Source organism: Gammaproteobacteria bacterium, from assembly GCA_009838035.1.
Lineage (GTDB): Bacteria > Pseudomonadota > Gammaproteobacteria > Steroidobacterales > Foliamicaceae > Foliamicus.
In genome coordinates this window covers 260442-276359 of sequence record VXSK01000003.1, presented here as the reverse complement: position 1 = coordinate 276359, position 15918 = coordinate 260442, and the positions used below count along the sequence as shown (strand labels likewise).

14 protein-coding genes are annotated in these 15918 nt (G+C 64.0%); 7 read left to right on the top strand and 7 right to left on the bottom strand.

Annotation, left to right across the window (positions count from 1 at the left end; translation table 11 throughout):
• Positions 1–11 precede the first annotated feature (11 nt).
• Entirely contained in the window at positions 12–836 is an 825-nt protein-coding gene (locus F4Y72_03910) for a sugar phosphate isomerase/epimerase (GenBank protein MXZ27434.1), read from the top strand.
• Positions 837–852: 16 nt separating this feature from the next.
• Here F4Y72_03910 and F4Y72_03905 read toward each other — a convergent pair whose 3' ends face one another.
• Entirely contained in the window at positions 853–1788 is a 936-nt protein-coding gene (locus F4Y72_03905; GenBank protein MXZ27433.1) for a prolyl oligopeptidase family serine peptidase, read from the bottom strand.
• Positions 1785–2300 carry a hypothetical protein gene (locus F4Y72_03900; protein ID MXZ27432.1) on the bottom strand — a complete coding sequence of 172 codons (516 nt, stop codon included), beginning with the start codon at positions 2298–2300 and terminating at the stop codon, positions 1785–1787. The genes F4Y72_03905 and F4Y72_03900 overlap by 4 nt, the downstream gene beginning before the upstream one ends.
• 55 nt (positions 2301–2355) lie before the next feature.
• On the opposite strand from F4Y72_03900, the gene F4Y72_03895 reads away from it, so the two are divergent.
• Entirely contained in the window at positions 2356–3318 is a 963-nt protein-coding gene (locus F4Y72_03895; protein MXZ27431.1) for an alpha/beta fold hydrolase, read from the top strand.
• Positions 3319–3336: 18 nt separating this feature from the next.
• Here the strand turns inward: F4Y72_03895 and F4Y72_03890 are convergent, their stop codons facing one another.
• The 3 genes from F4Y72_03890 to F4Y72_03880 are packed head-to-tail and all read right to left on the bottom strand — an operon-like array spanning position 3337 to position 5747.
• Complete coding sequence (locus tag F4Y72_03890) at positions 3337–4530, bottom strand: aspartate/tyrosine/aromatic aminotransferase (protein MXZ27430.1); 1194 nt, start codon at positions 4528–4530, stop codon at positions 3337–3339.
• Positions 4531–4551: 21 nt separating this feature from the next.
• Positions 4552–5082 (bottom strand): hypothetical protein, encoded by a 531-nt coding sequence (locus F4Y72_03885; protein ID MXZ27429.1) that lies wholly within the window; start codon positions 5080–5082, stop codon positions 4552–4554.
• The gene (locus F4Y72_03880) at positions 4911–5747 is read right to left on the bottom strand and encodes an SDR family oxidoreductase (protein MXZ27428.1); all 837 of its coding nucleotides are present in this window, start codon (positions 5745–5747) and stop codon (positions 4911–4913) included. The genes F4Y72_03885 and F4Y72_03880 overlap by 172 nt, the downstream gene beginning before the upstream one ends.
• A gap of 45 nt (positions 5748–5792) precedes the next feature.
• On the opposite strand from F4Y72_03880, the gene F4Y72_03875 reads away from it, so the two are divergent.
• Genes F4Y72_03875 through F4Y72_03855 form a run of 5 tightly spaced genes read left to right on the top strand, consistent with a single transcriptional unit; the run spans position 5793 to position 12175 of the window.
• The gene (locus tag F4Y72_03875; GenBank protein MXZ27427.1) at positions 5793–7262 is read left to right on the top strand and encodes an aldehyde dehydrogenase family protein; all 1470 of its coding nucleotides are present in this window, start codon (positions 5793–5795) and stop codon (positions 7260–7262) included.
• 4 nt (positions 7263–7266) lie between these two features.
• Positions 7267–8862 (top strand): acetolactate synthase, encoded by a 1596-nt coding sequence (locus F4Y72_03870; protein ID MXZ27426.1) that lies wholly within the window; start codon positions 7267–7269, stop codon positions 8860–8862.
• A 5-nt stretch (positions 8863–8867) separates the two neighbouring features.
• On the top strand, positions 8868–9758 hold the full coding sequence (locus F4Y72_03865) for a hypothetical protein (protein MXZ27425.1): 891 nt from the start codon (positions 8868–8870) through the stop codon (positions 9756–9758).
• Complete coding sequence (locus F4Y72_03860) at positions 9646–11466, top strand: FAD-dependent oxidoreductase (GenBank protein ID MXZ27424.1); 1821 nt, start codon at positions 9646–9648, stop codon at positions 11464–11466. The genes F4Y72_03865 and F4Y72_03860 overlap by 113 nt, the downstream gene beginning before the upstream one ends.
• Positions 11459–12175 carry a GntR family transcriptional regulator gene (locus F4Y72_03855; GenBank protein MXZ27423.1) on the top strand — a complete coding sequence of 239 codons (717 nt, stop codon included), beginning with the start codon at positions 11459–11461 and terminating at the stop codon, positions 12173–12175. Before F4Y72_03860 ends, F4Y72_03855 begins: the two co-directional genes overlap by 8 nt.
• 14 nt (positions 12176–12189) lie before the next feature.
• Here F4Y72_03855 and F4Y72_03850 read toward each other — a convergent pair whose 3' ends face one another.
• Together F4Y72_03850 and F4Y72_03845 are read right to left on the bottom strand one after the other, a co-directional pair.
• Positions 12190–13395 carry an MFS transporter gene (locus F4Y72_03850; GenBank protein ID MXZ27422.1) on the bottom strand — a complete coding sequence of 402 codons (1206 nt, stop codon included), beginning with the start codon at positions 13393–13395 and terminating at the stop codon, positions 12190–12192.
• Between the two features lie 70 nt (positions 13396–13465).
• Complete coding sequence (locus F4Y72_03845; protein ID MXZ27421.1) at positions 13466–15835, bottom strand: TonB-dependent receptor; 2370 nt, start codon at positions 15833–15835, stop codon at positions 13466–13468.
• Between the last annotated feature and the right edge of the window lie 83 nt (positions 15836–15918).

The window sequence follows — 15918 nt, the reverse complement described above, 5'->3', positions numbered from 1 at the left end:
CGCCGCGCTCCATGTCTCTGGAGCGCCTGTCGATGAACCTGGCGACTGTCCGCGAGCAATGGACATTCGAGGAGGCGGTGGTGGGTTGCAGCGAGGCGGGTATCGCCACGATCGCTCCCTGGCGTGATCAACTGGAACACTGCGGGATCGGGCGCGCCAAACGCCTGATCAGCGACTACGGTATGTCGATCAGCGGCCTTTGCCGTGGTGGATCTTTTCCTTACGCAGGCGCGCGCGAGCGCCAGGCGGCCATCGATGACAACCTGCGAGGCATCGAACAGGCCGGTGCGATCGGCGCCGGATGCCTTGTGCTGGTATGCGGGGGGCTGCCCGGGGGATCAAGGGATATAGCCAAGGCAAGGGAGCAGATTGCGGAGCTTATCTCGGAGGTCCTGCCGGAAGCCCGTTCTGCGGGAATTCCGCTCGGTATCGAGCCGCTGCATCCCATGTATGCCTCCGACCGCTCCTGCGTGAACACATTGGCCCAGGCCAACGATCTTTGCGACAGCCTGGGCGAAGGGCTGGGCGTGGTCATCGACCTCTACCACGTGTGGTGGGACCCCAATCTGCGCGCAGAGATCGCGCGGGCCGGCGAAGCAAACCGGATCCTCGGCCTTCATCTGTGCGACTGGTTGGTGCCGACCCGGGACCTTGTCTATGACCGCGGGATGATGGGTGACGGCATCATCGACATCCCGCGGGTGCGCGGCTGGGTCGACCGGGCCGGGTACGGGGGCGTCTGCGAGGTGGAGATTTTTTCTGCGCTTAACTGGTGGAAGCGACCGGCCGCCGAGGTCCTGGAAGTGGCGAAGCAGCGCTTTGTCAGTGTGTGCTGAGCGCCTTAAATGACGGCTATTGCCTCAGGTACAAGTCAAGCCAGTCGATCATGGCCTCAAGCAATTGCATGGCTTCGGGGCCTTCGGCGCGTGGCGGTAACCGATGTCCGCCGCCTGGAACCCGTAGCAGCCGCACGGTGCCCCCTGCATCCTGCATGGCATCTGCAAAAGCCTCGCTTTGCGCGAAGGGCACCACGATGTCCTTGTCACCGTGAACGAGCAAGCACGGGGCGTCGTTTCTGTCCACGTGTGAAATCGGTGAAGCCATTCGATAGTCGCGCTCCAGTTCGGTCTCAAGTCCGCCTTCACCGGTGTCCGAGTAGACCGGAGCGCCCATGTACGACGCAACCAGGTCCACGGCCCCCTCCCAGCTGTTGATCATGAGTGCCAGGTCGGTGGGCGCGGCAAGTGCAACCACAGCCTGCGCCTTGCTGCTGGTCTTGCCGACAGCGCTAGTGTCCGTAGCGGGCGGGAAGTCGTCGATTACGCCGAGCGCAAGCGCGAGGGTGCCGCCCGAAGACGAGCCCACCGCCCCGATCCTGTCCGCAGTGATCCCGAAGTCCTGCGCGTGATGGCGGACGAACCGCATGGCCCGAATGGCGTCCTGGTGGGCGGCGGGATAGCGGAATCGCGGCGCGGCCCGGTGGTTGATGGCGAAGACCGTGTATCCGGCATCGACCAGGCTGGTCATGCGCTCGTCGCGGGCCGCCTTCAGAGGTCGGGCGTCCAGGCCCAGCGGAGCGTGAAAGCCGCTGCCGCGTATGAATAGTACGCCATGCCCGTTGGGCTCCGAGGGATAGTGCACATCCATCAGCAGCGCCAGGCCCGAGTACATGCCGTAAACGACATTCTCCTGGACTCTGGCCTGCGCCGCTCCCGAGTCCGAAGCGAGAATCGCCCAGGCACACAGAAATGCAGCGAATACTCGCGGCGTCGGGAACGCGCTTTTCATGGCCTGAACAAGCGCTGGGAGCCGCCGCGCTCGAAACCGATTCCGTCGTCCGGAATCGCCACCAATTCGACGTAACTCCCCCAGGGTGTGCGCAAGTAATGCCAGCCGAGACCATCGAAGGGTCCACCCAGTACATTGGCGGGGGTCCCGCAGCGACTTGCTCCCGCCTTGAGCAGTTGCCGCGCCGTCTCGTCGATGTCGTCAACCTGAAACGCAAGATGGTGGCCTCCGGCCTGGTCGTTGCGCGGCGGGGTGGGGTCTCCGGTATCTGTCTCGAACTGGATCAACTCAAGGTTGGGGCCATCGGCGATACGAAGCATTGCCAGACTGACGAGCGTGCATCCCGGCTTCACGTCGTAGCGCTCGGCACGTTCGTCGTCGACTTCGATCGGGCCCACGGAGAACAACGGCTCGGCGCCCAGGCCTGAGACGAAAAACTCGGTCGCGGCGCTGACGTCGGGCACCACCAGGCCGACATGTTGAAGACCCCGTATTTTCCCTGTGACCGACAACTACAATAATTCCCGAATTGTTGCGGGGCCTGATTTTAGTGCACAGGATTTCGACATGAAGGGGTGGGACTACAAGTACCCCGAACAGTCGCCCAGGCGGTCGGGGTTGCTGCCCACCGGTGACGGGCACGAGCTCTATTTCGAGGAGTATGGCAGTCCGGGCGCGATCCCCGTAGTCGAAATTCACGGCGGCCCCGGCGTCGGCAGCATTCCCGAATACCACCGTTTCTTCGACCCGGACCGGTACCGCCTGCTCATGTACGACCAGAGGGGCTCCGGCAGGTCGCTGCCGTTGGGCGAATTGCGCAATAACACGACGCAACATCTCATCGCCGACCTGGAACTGCTTCGCGAATTGCTGGATGTGAAGCGTTGGGCAATCACCGGCTGGTCGTGGGGAACCACACTGGCGCTGGCGTACGCGCAGGCCCACCCCGACCGCGTTCTCGCCATCGTGCTCCGCGGCGCATGGACGGCCCGGGAGGAGGAATCGGCGTGGTTCAGTTCCGGGCTGCGGAACTTCTTCCCGGATATATTCGACAAGATCGAGACGGACCTCACGGATGTGCCCGATGAGAAGAAGCTGAAAGAACTGGCCCGGATCGCCAAGGACGAGACGCTCCCTGCTCATGCGCGTGAAACCGCCGCCTGCGATTACAGCCGGTATGAACTTTACGCCTGCTATCTGGAGGCCACCGAAGAACAGGTCCGCCACGACCTGAGCGCTGGGCCGCAATTGCCGATTGCAAGGATCGGCGAACACTTCCGCAAGCATCGCTGGTTTTTGGGCGAGAACCAGTTATGGAAGGAACTGGACCGCATCACGCACATTCCCTGCACCCTGATTCACGGCCGCTACGATATCGTGGCGGTTCCGAAAACCTCTTACGAACTGCACAAGGCCTGGCCGGGCAGCGAACTGATCATCGCACCGGCGTCCGGCCACATGAGCAGCGAACCCGCAATGGCCGAAGCCATGACCGCCACGATGGACAAGCTGGCGAAGGCCCGGGCGTAGGGTTGGCGCTGTCCGGAGCTAGGGAAGCCGCGGCGCGAGGGCGTCAGCAAAAACCGCAAGGTTGTGGCCATTCAGGCCGGCAACGTTGATCCGGCCGTCCCGAACCATGTAAATGTGGTTCTTGTCCCTCAACCGGTCGACAACGCCCGTATCGATTCCCAGCTGGAGGAACAATCCATTTCCGGTGGCGATCCAGGAGCAATCCAGGTCAGGTCGCCGCTCGGCCAGCGCCCGGGCGAGGCCCGTTCGGAGTACGGCAAGCCTTTGCGACATTACGGCAAGTTCCCGGCGCCAAGTATTTCTGAGGCCCGTATCGGCGAGTACGCGATCCACGATCAACGCTCCGTGCGCGGGGGGCATGGAATACATGCCGCGTGCGATTTGCTTGACCCGGGATTCCAGCACCCGCCTCTGACCTGCGTCTGCCGCAACCATCAGCAGGGCGCCTGCGCGCTCGCGGTACAGACCGAAATTCTTGGAGCAGGACACGGCCACCAGGAACTCCCCAAGGCGCTTTGCGGCCATGCGCACCGGCAGGGCATCCTGCTGCAATCCCGCACCCAGCCCCTGGTACGCGAGGTCGAAAAACGGCAGATGTGCGCGCTGTTCGATCCGATCGAGTATGGCTGCCCAGGCCTCGGCGTCCGGATCCGCCCCGGTCGGATTGTGGCAGGAGGCCTGCAAGACAACCAGGCTCTGTTCCGGCGCGCGCTGAAGGCAATCGAGCATCGCATCCATCGTGAGGGTATGCCCGTCAAGATCGAAATAGGGGTAGGTGCTGATCCCGAGCCCCGCACCTGACATCAGGCCGTGGTGATTGCCCCAGGTCGGATCGCTCAGGTAAACCGGTTTGTCCGGCTGAGCTACGGCAAACAACTCGGCACCAATGCGCAGCGCGCCGCAGCCGCCGGTCGTCTGGAGAACACCGGTGCGATCGGCCAGTCCGGCGTCGAGTTCGCCGAGAACCAGCTGGCGAATTCGCGTGCGGTATCCGGGCAGCCCGATCGGCGGCAGATAGGACTTGGTCGTCTGCGCGGCGAGCAGCGCACGCTCCGCCTCGGCCACGGCGTGCATCACGGGCGTTTGCCCATCGTCGTCCCGGTAGATTCCCACGGTCAGGTCGATCTTTTCGGGCGCAGGGTCCCTGCGGAAGGCCTGGGCCAGGCCGAGAATCGAGTCGGATGAAACGGCGGTCAGGTTTTCGAAGGACACCGGATTGTCCGAGGACGGAAATTACGACACGTCGATTTCGTGCTCTTCAACGACCAGGCGCTGAAAGGCGCTGGTGTTAGCGAGCGTGTCGGCGCGGGTGGGCCGATCATCGCGGGAATAGACGGCGTTGTAGTCCTCGATCGAATCGAACCACTGTTCGGCGATGCCGTCCCATGGACATTCATTCTGTGGCTTGCCGGCCAGGGTCGAGTCGTCGTCCACCCGGGCATCCACGATGTAGCGCTTCAAGTGGGGTGTCTGGTCGGCAACGATATCGGGAGCGTGGTCTTCGAGCCACCAGCGCCGGAATTCCGCCAGCGACAGATGCTCCGCCCGCTTGAGGAACCACATGACCTTGACCATTCCTGTTCTCCTTTTTTTCAACTCTCCGCGCGGCCCGCCCCATCCTCTTCCAGGCTTTCGCGGGTCTTGCCGATGTACGCCAGGCCGGTGGCCATGAATCCCCCGTCGAGAAACAGCGTTTGGCCCGTCATCCATGTCGCGTTGGCCAGGAAATGCACGGCGTCCGCCACTTCGGCCGGCGTTCCGCATCGTCCGGCCGGCGTGCGTTCCATTTCGTGCCTGAAAACGTCCGGGTCCGTGCGGGTCTTGGCCATGGAATCGCCTGTGTTTTCGATGATTCCGGGAGCGACCGCGTTGACGAGTATGCCCATGGGGGCGAGTTCGACTGCGGCGCTCTGAACGATTGACTGCTGTGCGCCCTTGGTGACGCAATAGATCGATTCCAGTGCCCAGCCCTGCGCGGCGCACAGCGAAGTGATGACGACGATCTTGCCGGAACGCTTTGCCGCCATCCGGCGTCCCGCCTCCTGGCAGCACAGGAAGGTGCCGCGAACGTTGACCTTCAGCATCAGGTCCAGGTCTTTCAGCGGTGCCTCGAGAAAGCGCGATGCGCGGCTCAGGGCCGCGCAACAGACCAGGAGGTCGGGCGCTTCCCCCTCAAGCAGTCGGTCGGCCTCGCGGAAGCCCTCGGAAACGCTGTTCGCATCGCCCATGTCGGCGATTACGGTATGGAATCGCCCCTTGCATTGTTCGGCCGTGCCGGCGCCGTCCGCAAGATCCAGATTCACGATGATGGTGTCGCCGTCCGACAGCCGCCGGGCGGTAGCCTGGCCGATTCCGCTGGAGGCGCCCGTAATGATGATTCGCCTGGGAGGTGAAGACTGGTCGCCGCTCACGACGGAATATAATGCCATGTATACACATTGTCGACAAGCAGTTTCCGGCTGCGCCAATAAGGCATGAGAATCAGCGCGAACGGCGCGCCCGCAGATACTATCCTGAAGCGCGCCTCAATGACATTCTGGGGTGGACGCTGGCGCGACTCGGGCGGAAGCAGCCGTATTCCGGTCCTGAATCCCGCCACCGGGTCGATTCTTGCCGAATCCGTGGAGTCATCGCCGGAACAGATCCGGGCCGCCGTTCACGCCGCGGCCGCTGCGCGCGGAGTGTGGAACGGCTCGAGCCCCTCCGAACGCGCCGAACTGCTGAACGTCATCGCCGACGCGCTGGAAGAACGCGCAGAGGAACTTGCGCTGCTGGTGACCGATGAAGTCGGGACGCCGATCGCGGAGTCGCGTCGGATGCAGTTGCCTACCGCGGTGCACACCTTTCGCAGCACGGCGGCGGCAATTGAGGACCTCAGCTTCCGGGAAATGCTGGGCACTTCCGTCATCGAACATTGCCCAATCGGCGTGGTGGCGGCGATAACGCCCTGGAACTATCCCCTTTACCTTGCCGCCTGCAAGCTGGCGCCGGCGATTGCGGCCGGCTGTCCCATCGTTATCAAGCCCAGCGAAACCGCCCCGCTCGCCGTGACGGTACTGGCCGATCTTTGCCACGCAGCAGGGGTGCCGGAAGGCTCCCTGGGACTGGTGCAGGGCAGCGGGGAGACCGTCGGCAAGGCGCTGGTCGAGGCCGCCGGCGTCGACATGATCTCCTTTACAGGGTCGACCCGGACAGGCGCGCGCATTGCGGCGCAAGCCGGCCGGCTTGTCAGGCCGGTGGCGCTGGAATTGGGCGGCAAGTCGGCGGCCGTGGTACTGGACGAGGCGCTTCTCGAGAGCGCCGTGCGGCAGACCGTCGCGAAGTGCTTTCAGAACGCCGGTCAGACCTGCGCGGCGCTTTCGCGTTTGCTGGTTCCCGCTCATCTCAAGGCCCGGACAGAAGAACTCGCCGTAGCTTTCGCCGGCGAGTATGCAGCCGGCGATCCCCGCGACCCCCAAACTACGCTGGGACCGCTCGCCAGCAAGGCGCAGCTTCGCAAAGTCAGAAGATTTGTCCGCCGCGCCGATGAGGAAGGCGCGCGCGTGCTGTGTGGCGGTTGGGACCTGCCGGCCGGCGTCGGGAAGGGGTATTTTGCGCGGGCGACCGTGATTTCCGACGTCAGCCCTGACATGGAAGTGGCCCGGGAGGAGATTTTTGGGCCCGTGCTCTCGATACTTGCCTTCGATGACGAGAGCGAGGCCCTGGCGATAGCCAACGGCACGGAGTTCGGACTGTCCGGGGCGGTATGGGCGGCCGATGTCGGTCGCGCGATGCGCTTTGCCCGGTGGATGCGCGTAGGGAGCTTGTCGATCAACGGCGCGCCGACCAACGCGGACGCGCCGTTCGGAGGCTTCGGCGCATCGGGATTCGGCCGGGAGCGTGGCCGCGCAGGGATCGAAGAGTACCTCGCCACACGGGCGATACACAGTGTCGCGAATGGCTGAGGTGATGACAGGCGGCGAGGCCACGGTTGCCGCATTGCTCAGACACGGCCTGGGCACGGTCTACGGCCTGCCCGGCATCCAGAATGATTGGTTGTACAACGCCCTCTACGACGCTCGCGACAAGGTCCGCGTTCTGCATACCCGCCACGAGCAGGGCGCCGCTTTCATGGCGCTCGGGGCGGCCCTTTCGACCGGGAGGCCGTCGGTCTGCGCCGTCGTGCCGGGACCCGGCCTTTTCAACGCGGGGGCCGCGCTTGCCACGGCCTTTGCGCTCAACGCGCCGGTGCTGTTCCTGTGCGGCCAGATACCCCGAAACGCCATCGGCAAGGGGTTGGGCGCATTGCATGAAATACCGGACCAGCTTGCGATTCTGGAGCAGCTAACGAAGTTTGCGAAGCGCGCCACGCGCCCGGCAGATATCCCCATCCTGGTCGCGGAAGCGTTGACGGCCATGTGCAGCGGACGCCCGCGGCCGGCGGCCGTTGAGATACCCATGGATGTCCTGGCGGAACGCGAGCAGGTCGGAGAAATTCCCGGCCTTCCCGAACCGAATCGGCCGCCGCTGGACGCGGAGGCCGTCGAATCGGCCGCCAGGCTCCTGGGGCAAACGCAAAACCCGATGATTTTCGTCGGCAACGGAGCGCAGGGATCCTCGGAGCTGGTGGGTCGGCTGGCGGAAACCCTTGAAGCGCCGGTCGTGGGCTACCGCACCGGCCGCGGCGTGCTGGACAGCCGCCATTACCTGAGCTGCACTCTGCCCGAAGCCAGGCCATTGTGGCAGCGCTGTGACGCCGTACTGGCGCTGGGCACTTCGGTGCGCGGGCCGCTCAAGGGCTGGGGGGAGAGCAAGCAGAGGAAACTGGTCCGCATCGACGTCGATCCGGATGTGCATTGGCGCCACATGACGCCTGACGTATCTATTGTCGCGACGCTGGAGCATGCCCTGCCGGCGCTGCTGGAGCGCCTTGCCGCGCACAATCGGGACCGCAGCTCCCGCGAGGAAGAGATGGAGCGTATCCATGCGGATTGGCGCGAGCGCAGCAAGACGCTGGCTCCGCAGATCGCCTGGCTTGAGGCGATCCGCCATGCGCTGGGAGAGGACGGCATATTCGTCGATGAGTTGACCCAGGTGGGATTTGCGAGCCGCATCGTCATGCCGGTCTACAAGCCGCGCACGTTCATTTCAACGGGCTACATGGGCACCCTGGGGTACGGTTTTCCCACGGCCCTGGGGGTCAAGTCCGCCCGGCCCGAGGCGCTCGTCGTGTCAGTCACGGGCGACGGCGGCTTCATGTTCGCCGTTGCCGAACTCGCCACGGCGGTGCAACATGAAATCGGACTGGTCACCGTGCTGTTCAACAACAACCAGTACGGCAACGTGCAGCAGATGCAGCGCAGCCTCTATGGCGGCCGCGTCATCGCTTCGGACCTGGTCAACCCGGACTTTGAACAGCTCGTGACGTCCTTCGGGGCAAACTACTCGCGCGCGGAGTCGCCCGATGAACTCGTCAAGAGCCTCGAATCCGGTTTCGGCAGTTCCCTGCCGACGGTAATCGAGGTTCCCGTGGGCGACATGCCCAGCGTCGACGCGTTCCGGTAGCGGCAGTGGCCGGCATCATCATTCCCTTCGGTTCGGCGCTGCGCGACACGATCGAGCAGCACGCCGCAAGCGACCGCATGATCTTCTTCGCCGGACTACCCGGCGTGGGCAAAAGCCTGATGCTGCAGCAGACCGTCCTGATCGCGGCGACGCTGGGCAGGAAGGTATCGCTGTTGCAGTGGGACGTCGCCCGCATCGCGTTCGAGCGACCGGATCTGCTTGAGCGCTACCCCGAGGTGGCTGGAGTAACGCATGCCGGTATCCGGCTGGCCGCCGGCAACTGGGTACGCGGCGCGATACGGCAGTGGGCCGAGAAGCGAAGCAACGGGAAGAACCTGCTGGTGGGAGAGATCCCGCTCGTCGGCAACCGATTCATGGAAGTGGCCCGGCCGGAATCCGACCCGGCGGAGGCGCTGTTGGCCGCGTCCTCCGCGACCTTCTTTGTTCCCGCGCCGACGCTCGAGTTGCGGCGTGAATTGGAGGCGGCGCGGCGGCGGGAAATGTCCAATCCCATGCATTCACGCGAAGCGGCCAACGCTTCGCCCAGCGTGCTGGAAGCGCTGATGCTGGAGATTCGGCAACTGGCCCCGAAGCTGAATATTCCGCCCGGTAAAGGCGAAGGCTACGATCCGGAACTGTACCTGGCGGTGTACGGCTGGCTGCTTCGGCACAGGCACTTCGTTCCGCTTTGGATCAGGGACTTCCTGGCGGTCGAGGATTCACCGCACAAGTTGCCGGATGGCATCGAGGACATCGTCCCTTCTTCGGTAGCCGTCCGCAGGCATGGCAATGCCCTGTCAGCGGTTAGCGACGACGAACTCAAGGCCCGGGCGGAGTCCTGGTGGCATATGCCGGATGCAGGCCCGTCCGGGGAGACAAGCGATGTTGCCCGATGAGATCGACGTGCTCGTGCTCGGGTCCGGCGCCGCGGGACTGTCCGCCGCATTGTCCGCCCGCGATCGGGGTCTTTCTGTAGCCGTGGTGGAGAGGTCCGTGGTTTACGGCGGTGCGACCGCCTATTCGGAGGGCATGGTATGGGCCCCGCTCAGCCGTCAGGCGCTGGATGCGGGCGTGCCGGACACGACCGAATCCGCATTGGCGTACCTGAAGGCGGCTGCGTCGTCGTATTTCGATCCAACGCGGGCTCGCGCATTCGTGGAAAACGCCCCGCGTGCGCTTGCGTTCCTCGAAGAGCAGTCGGGGATTTCGTACGAGCTCACGACAACTTCCATGGATTACCACCAGCATCTGCCGGGCGCTTCCCGGGGGGCGCGCGCCCTGAGTCCGCGGCCCATCAACGGCCGCATTCTTGGAGCGAGGCTTGCCGACTTGCGCTGCCCGTTGCCGACAACGATGTTGTTCGGCGGCATGTCGGTTGCGGGCAACGATCTCGCCAGCTACTTCGCGCTACGGCGCTCCCCTGCCGCATGGCTCAGGGTCGGCGGCCTGATCTTGCGTTACCTGCTGGATCGACTGCTGGGCCATCCAAGGGGGCTGCGGCTGACCGGCGGCAACGCCCTGGTCGCAGCGCTGCTGGCCGCGGCGGACCAGCGCGGCATAGTCCTGCGCAAGGGCAGGGAAGTAGTGAGACTCATCCGGACGAACGGTCGGGTCAGCGGCGCACTTGTCGCCGGCAAGGCCGGTAAGCAGCATCGGATTCGCGTGCGTTGCGGCATCGTTCTGGCCTGCGGCGGATACACGGCAAACGTTTCACTCAGAGAACAGCGCTATGCACACGTGCAACGGGGGGTTCGTCACGTTTCACTGGTGCCGTCCGGGAACGGCAGCGGTCATGTCCTGGCGCGCGACGTGGGCGCGAAGATTTCGGAAAAGTGCTCCCAGCCTGCCGCCTGGACGCCGGTTTCGCTTGTGCCCCAGCCTGACGGATCCAGGGTAGGCTTTCCGCATTTCCTGGAGCGCGGCAAGCCCGGAGTCATCGTGGTCGGTCGTGACGGACGGCGTTTCTGCAACGAAGCCCATTGCTATCACCGCTTCGTAATCGAACTGGTCGGAGAGGGCGGTCCACCGGAAGGCAAGGCATGGGTCGTCGCGGATCACCGGGCCTTGCGCCGCTACGGCCTCGGCGTAGCGCCGCCGTTCCCGGGGCGGCTGGCGCCTCATCTGCATTCCGGGTACCTGGTGCGCGCGAATTCGCTTTCCGGGCTGGCCGAAAAACTGGGCATGGACGCGGGGAGCCTGGAATCCACGGTAGAGCGATTTAACGGTTTCGCGGAGAACGGCCGGGACCTGGACTTCGGGCGCGGAGACGATCCGTACTCGCGCGCAGCCGGCGACACGGCCCAATCGCCGAATCCATCGCTCGGACCCTTGGAAAAGGCACCGTATTATGCAGTTCGGCTGTACCCGGGCGACCTGGGCGCGTTTGCCGGCCTGGCTACCGATGCGTCCGCTAGAGTGCTGGATGATGAGGGCAGGCCCATACCGGGTCTGTACGCCGCCGGCAGCGAGACACTGACGGTTACCGGAGGCGATTACGGGGCCGCCGGCCTCGGCATCGGGCCCGCGATCACGACGGGCTTTATTGCGGGCCGGACGATAAAGGCCCAGAATCGGGAAACAAGGCAGGTTGCTGACCATGGCTGAAACAAAAGCTGGACCCCGGCGCGCGAGGCGCCCAAGAGGCACGGGCGCGAGTCACGTGTACGAGAAATTGCGCGAATCCATCCTCAGTCTCAAGCTGGCGCCGGGGACCTTGCTCGACGAAAGCGAGCTTGCCGTGCGCTTCAAGCTTTCCCGGTCGCCGGTCCGCGAGGCGCTGATTCGCCTGTCCGCCGAAGGCCTGGTCAAGACGCTGCCGAATCACAGTTCGATCGTGGCCCCCTTCGATGTCGGTTCGGCCCCGTCTTTTCTGGACGCGCTCGAGCTGATCTATCGCGTTACCTGCCGGCTGGCGGCAATCCACATCCTGGACGAGGAACTGGAGAAGATCGAGGTTATCGAAGAGAGACTCGACAAGGCGCGCAAGGCGCGCCAGTTCAGCAGGCAGATTGCATTGAATCGCAAGTTTCATGTCGCCATTGCCGAGGCCGCCGGCAACGAGTACCTCACTCGCTGGCTGAAGCAGATGCTCGACGAAGGGCAGCGTCTGATGCGCTTGAGCGTTTATTTCGAAGGAGAGAGGACGCCCCGTTCGGCCCTGTTGCCGCACATTGAAATCATTGAAGCCCTGCGGGCGCGGGACCCCGATCGGGCCGAGGCCGCCGGAATGCGCGATGCGGCGTATCTCCGGGACGAACTGCTCAAGGAATTCACCAGCAGGTTCCTGTCAAAGGTCGATCTGAGGGCCGATTGATTCTCGCCGAGCGCTCAGTGCGCTTGCCGCGGCGACTCCACTCCCTGCGCCGTGCCTGTTCGTATGAACCTCACTGCAACGTATATCAGCATGGCCGAAAGCGTCATCAAGACAGTCCCCAGCAAAGCCGGGCCGGCCGGACCGATAGCGCTCAGCGATGCCGCGAAGACAAATGTCGTGAGGATCCTGCCTCCCTCGAAAGCCAGACCGTTCAGAAAGACAAACCGGCCATCCGGGTCCGCCCGGCCGACGGTTGAAACAAGATACGGCTGAGCGAAGTTCCAGATGAAACTCATGACGGAAATCGCAACCCAGAAACCCACCACGTCCGTCGAGAAATGGAAGTACATGTATCCGATCCCCGCCAGCACCGCACTGGCGGCAATCGGCCGCACCGCGCCGAACCGGTTGCCGAGCGTCGTGGCCAGCAGCGAGCCGACGACGCCGATCGGCGTCGTCGCGGACAGGACGAACCCGATGTATACCGGCGCCAGTCCGATGGCCGTGCCGATACGATCGGAAAAGTTGTACATCGGGTAGATGTATGCCGCGTAGGCCAGGATGGCCAGCAACCCGATAATGGCGGCCGGATTCCGCCAGCCGGCCGACGCGGCCAGTGAAGAATCGCCCTTGAGCGCTTCGCTGGCCGGCTTTGGGTGCGCAGGCAGCACGAACGCCGCCCAGAAAGTGGCCGGAGCGAGCAATACCAGCGTGACGTAGAAGCCGGGCAGTCCGAACTGACGCTCGATGATCGGCATGCCGGCCAGGCCCGCCATCGTCAGAAGCGTGGTCAGCGTCATCTGCACGCCGAACCATCGCACCGGGATGGCCGTGGCGGCGACGTAAACCATCCCCGCGCTGGATATGACGGTCGCCGAGGCGCCGACCAGTGCGCGAAGGATCAGCAGCACCGCGGGGTCCGTGGTGAGCGCGCAGGCCAGCGTGGCCGCCGTCAGCATGCCGGCGGCAACCAGGCATAACTTGCGCATGTCCAGGCGGCCGATGAACAGGGCAATCGCGATGACCACGAAGATGGAGGCGGCTGCCTCCGTGGTGCCGATCGCCGCGAGCTGCTGGTTTGAGTAACCCAGTTGCCGCGCGAGGGCGCCGAAGTAGATGGGCGTTACGTATTGACCCAGCGACGATTGGAAGATCAGCAGCTGCGCGGCAACCAGGTAGGTGACGCTGCGCGTTTCCTTCTGACCTGTGGTGAGCCGCATCGCCCCCACCTGAAAAAAAGAGGAGCGAAAAGGCGTGAACTAATTCACGCCTTTTCGCTGGCCGTGAGAGTCAGAATCGTATTCCGACGCCGACCTCGTATGTCCTCGGGGCACCCGGCGACGCGTTCTGGAGTGCGGCTCCGCCTCCGGCGTCGACTCGCGCCTCGTTGTCCAGCAGGTATTCCTCATCCGACAGGTTCCTGCCGTTCAGGAAGGCGTACCAGCTGCCGCCGGAATCGTAACGAAGGATGACGTTGAACAGTCCCACGGCGTCTTGAGGACGCCGCTCGCTGAGATCCATGAAAACGTCATCCTTGTAATTGTATTCACCGCGAACCGTCAGTTCGCCCGAATTACCCACGGGAGCCGTGTACTGGACGCTCGCTGCGTAGCTGAGCTCGGGCGCCCGGGGCAGGGCAATGCCTTCTTCCGTGCCGCCGCTGACGTCGAAATTGCCCAGGTCCACGATTTCGGTGTCCAGCACCTGACCGCCCAGGGAGACCAGCAGCGCTTCGGAAACGGCCCAGTTCACCTGGAAATCGACGCCTGTGGCTTCCGACTCGCCGATATTGCCCTCGATCAACCGGAATTGCTGGTCCGGATCGACCTGGAACACCAGTTGATCCTCGAACCGGGCGAAGAACCAGGAGGCGTTGATCTGCAGGCGGCCATCCATCAGGGTGGACTTCACGCCGATATCGATATTGTCCACGGTTTCCGGCTCGAACGGCTGCAAGCCCAGCGTGCCGTTGGGCCCGCGGTAGACGCCGGAGCCGTTGTAGTTCCAGCCGCCGTCCACCGCGAAATTGTCGAATCCGATCACGCCGCCGATGGCGCCGCTGCGGAATCCGGTGGAGTAACTCGCGTAGGCGAGCAGATCGTCCGAAGGCGTCCATTGAACCGAGATCCGCCCGGACGTGTCGCTCCAGCTTCGGCTGGCGGTGGCGGTGTAAAGCCGTGCCTCGCCGCACCAGGCAAACCCGATCGGGGTTCCGCCGCAAGCAGTCGGTATATCGCCCCCGGCCGTTTCCGTCTGGGTCTGCGTCTTGTCCTCGTCGGTATAGCGCAGCCCGAAGGTCACGCCCAGGTCGTCACTGAGCGCGAACGACAGTTCGCCGAACGCGCTATAGGCCGAGCCTTCCTGGTCCAGCAGGAAATCGTCGTAATAGGCGCTGAACGGCAGCACGGTATCGGGCACGTAGAACAGGCCGCCGCTGCTGACGAAGCGCGTCTCCTCGGCTTCCGTATCGATCCAATAGAGGCCCAAGCGCCAATCCATACGGCCCGGGTCCAGAGCAAATACCTGCAATTCCTGCGACATGCTGGTGCCCTCGTTGGAGTTGGGGCTTTGCCCGTCCGTCGAAGCGTCGCCGCTGGTGGCCGGTTCCAGCGTGAAATCCAGCGTGACCTCATTGTCGAAGGACGTGTAGCCGGTGATGGAGCGGACTCCGAAGCCGCCCATGTCCCAGTCGATCTGCAGCGAAAAATTGTCATCGGTCCTGTCGCTGTCGATCGGAACGTTGATGATCGTGTCGTGGAAGTCGGAAACTCCGGCCCGGGCCAGCGCATTCAGTCCATTCTGGGTGGCGTTTCCGTTTGGAGGCACCCGCGGAATCTTCACCTGGGGGCGTTCATTCCGGGAGTGCTGATATTTGAACAGCAAGCGGGTGGATTCGCTCGTTTCGAACTGATACGAAATGCGGCCGGCCGAATAGTCCTCGCCGCCCACGTCGCTGCCGTCGATCACGTTGCGAATGTAGCCGTCGCTTTCGGCCACGGACACGGCAATCCGCAAGGCGCTGCGTTCCCCGGTAACGATGTTCGCCATGCCGTTCATCCGCACCGCGCCGTGACTGCCGAACGACGCGTTGACGTCCCCGGAGCTGGCCTCGGTGTCCGGGTTGGCCGTCACCACGTTGATCACGCCGGCGGTGGCATTGCGGCCGTACTCGGTTCCCTGCGGACCCTTGAGCACTTCGATGCGTTCAATATCGAACAGGTTGCCGAAAGCCTGCGGCGACTGGGGCAGAAAAACGCCGTCCAGGTGCACGGCCACGGCGGCCTCGTCGCCCACGAAGGAGCGGATGCTTGAAATGCCCCGCAAACCGAGATAGGCGCCGTTGAATCCCCGATTGCCCACGGCCAGGCCCGGAACGGCGTATTCGATATCGTCGATGGTTTCGATACCCCCGGACCGCATGAGATCGCCGGAGATTACGTCGATCGTCAAGGGAACATCCTGAAGGTTCTCCTCCCGCTTTCGGGCCGTTACGACAATCTCTTCGAGTGCGCCTGCGGCGCCGCTAGCCTGGGCATCTTCCTGGGCCGTCGCGGCCGGAACGGCGGCGAGCGCCCATAGGCCTGCGAGCGATGTTAGCGCCAGCGTCCCTGCGTGCTTGCGGAACCGGGCGTGGTCGAAACTTTGTGCCTGACGAATCATGGACTGTCCCCTTTTGCCAATAAAGCAATGCCGCTGCTGCAAGTCGCTTTCGGCCGGGCGTTTTTCGCTTCAATTCGAAGCGT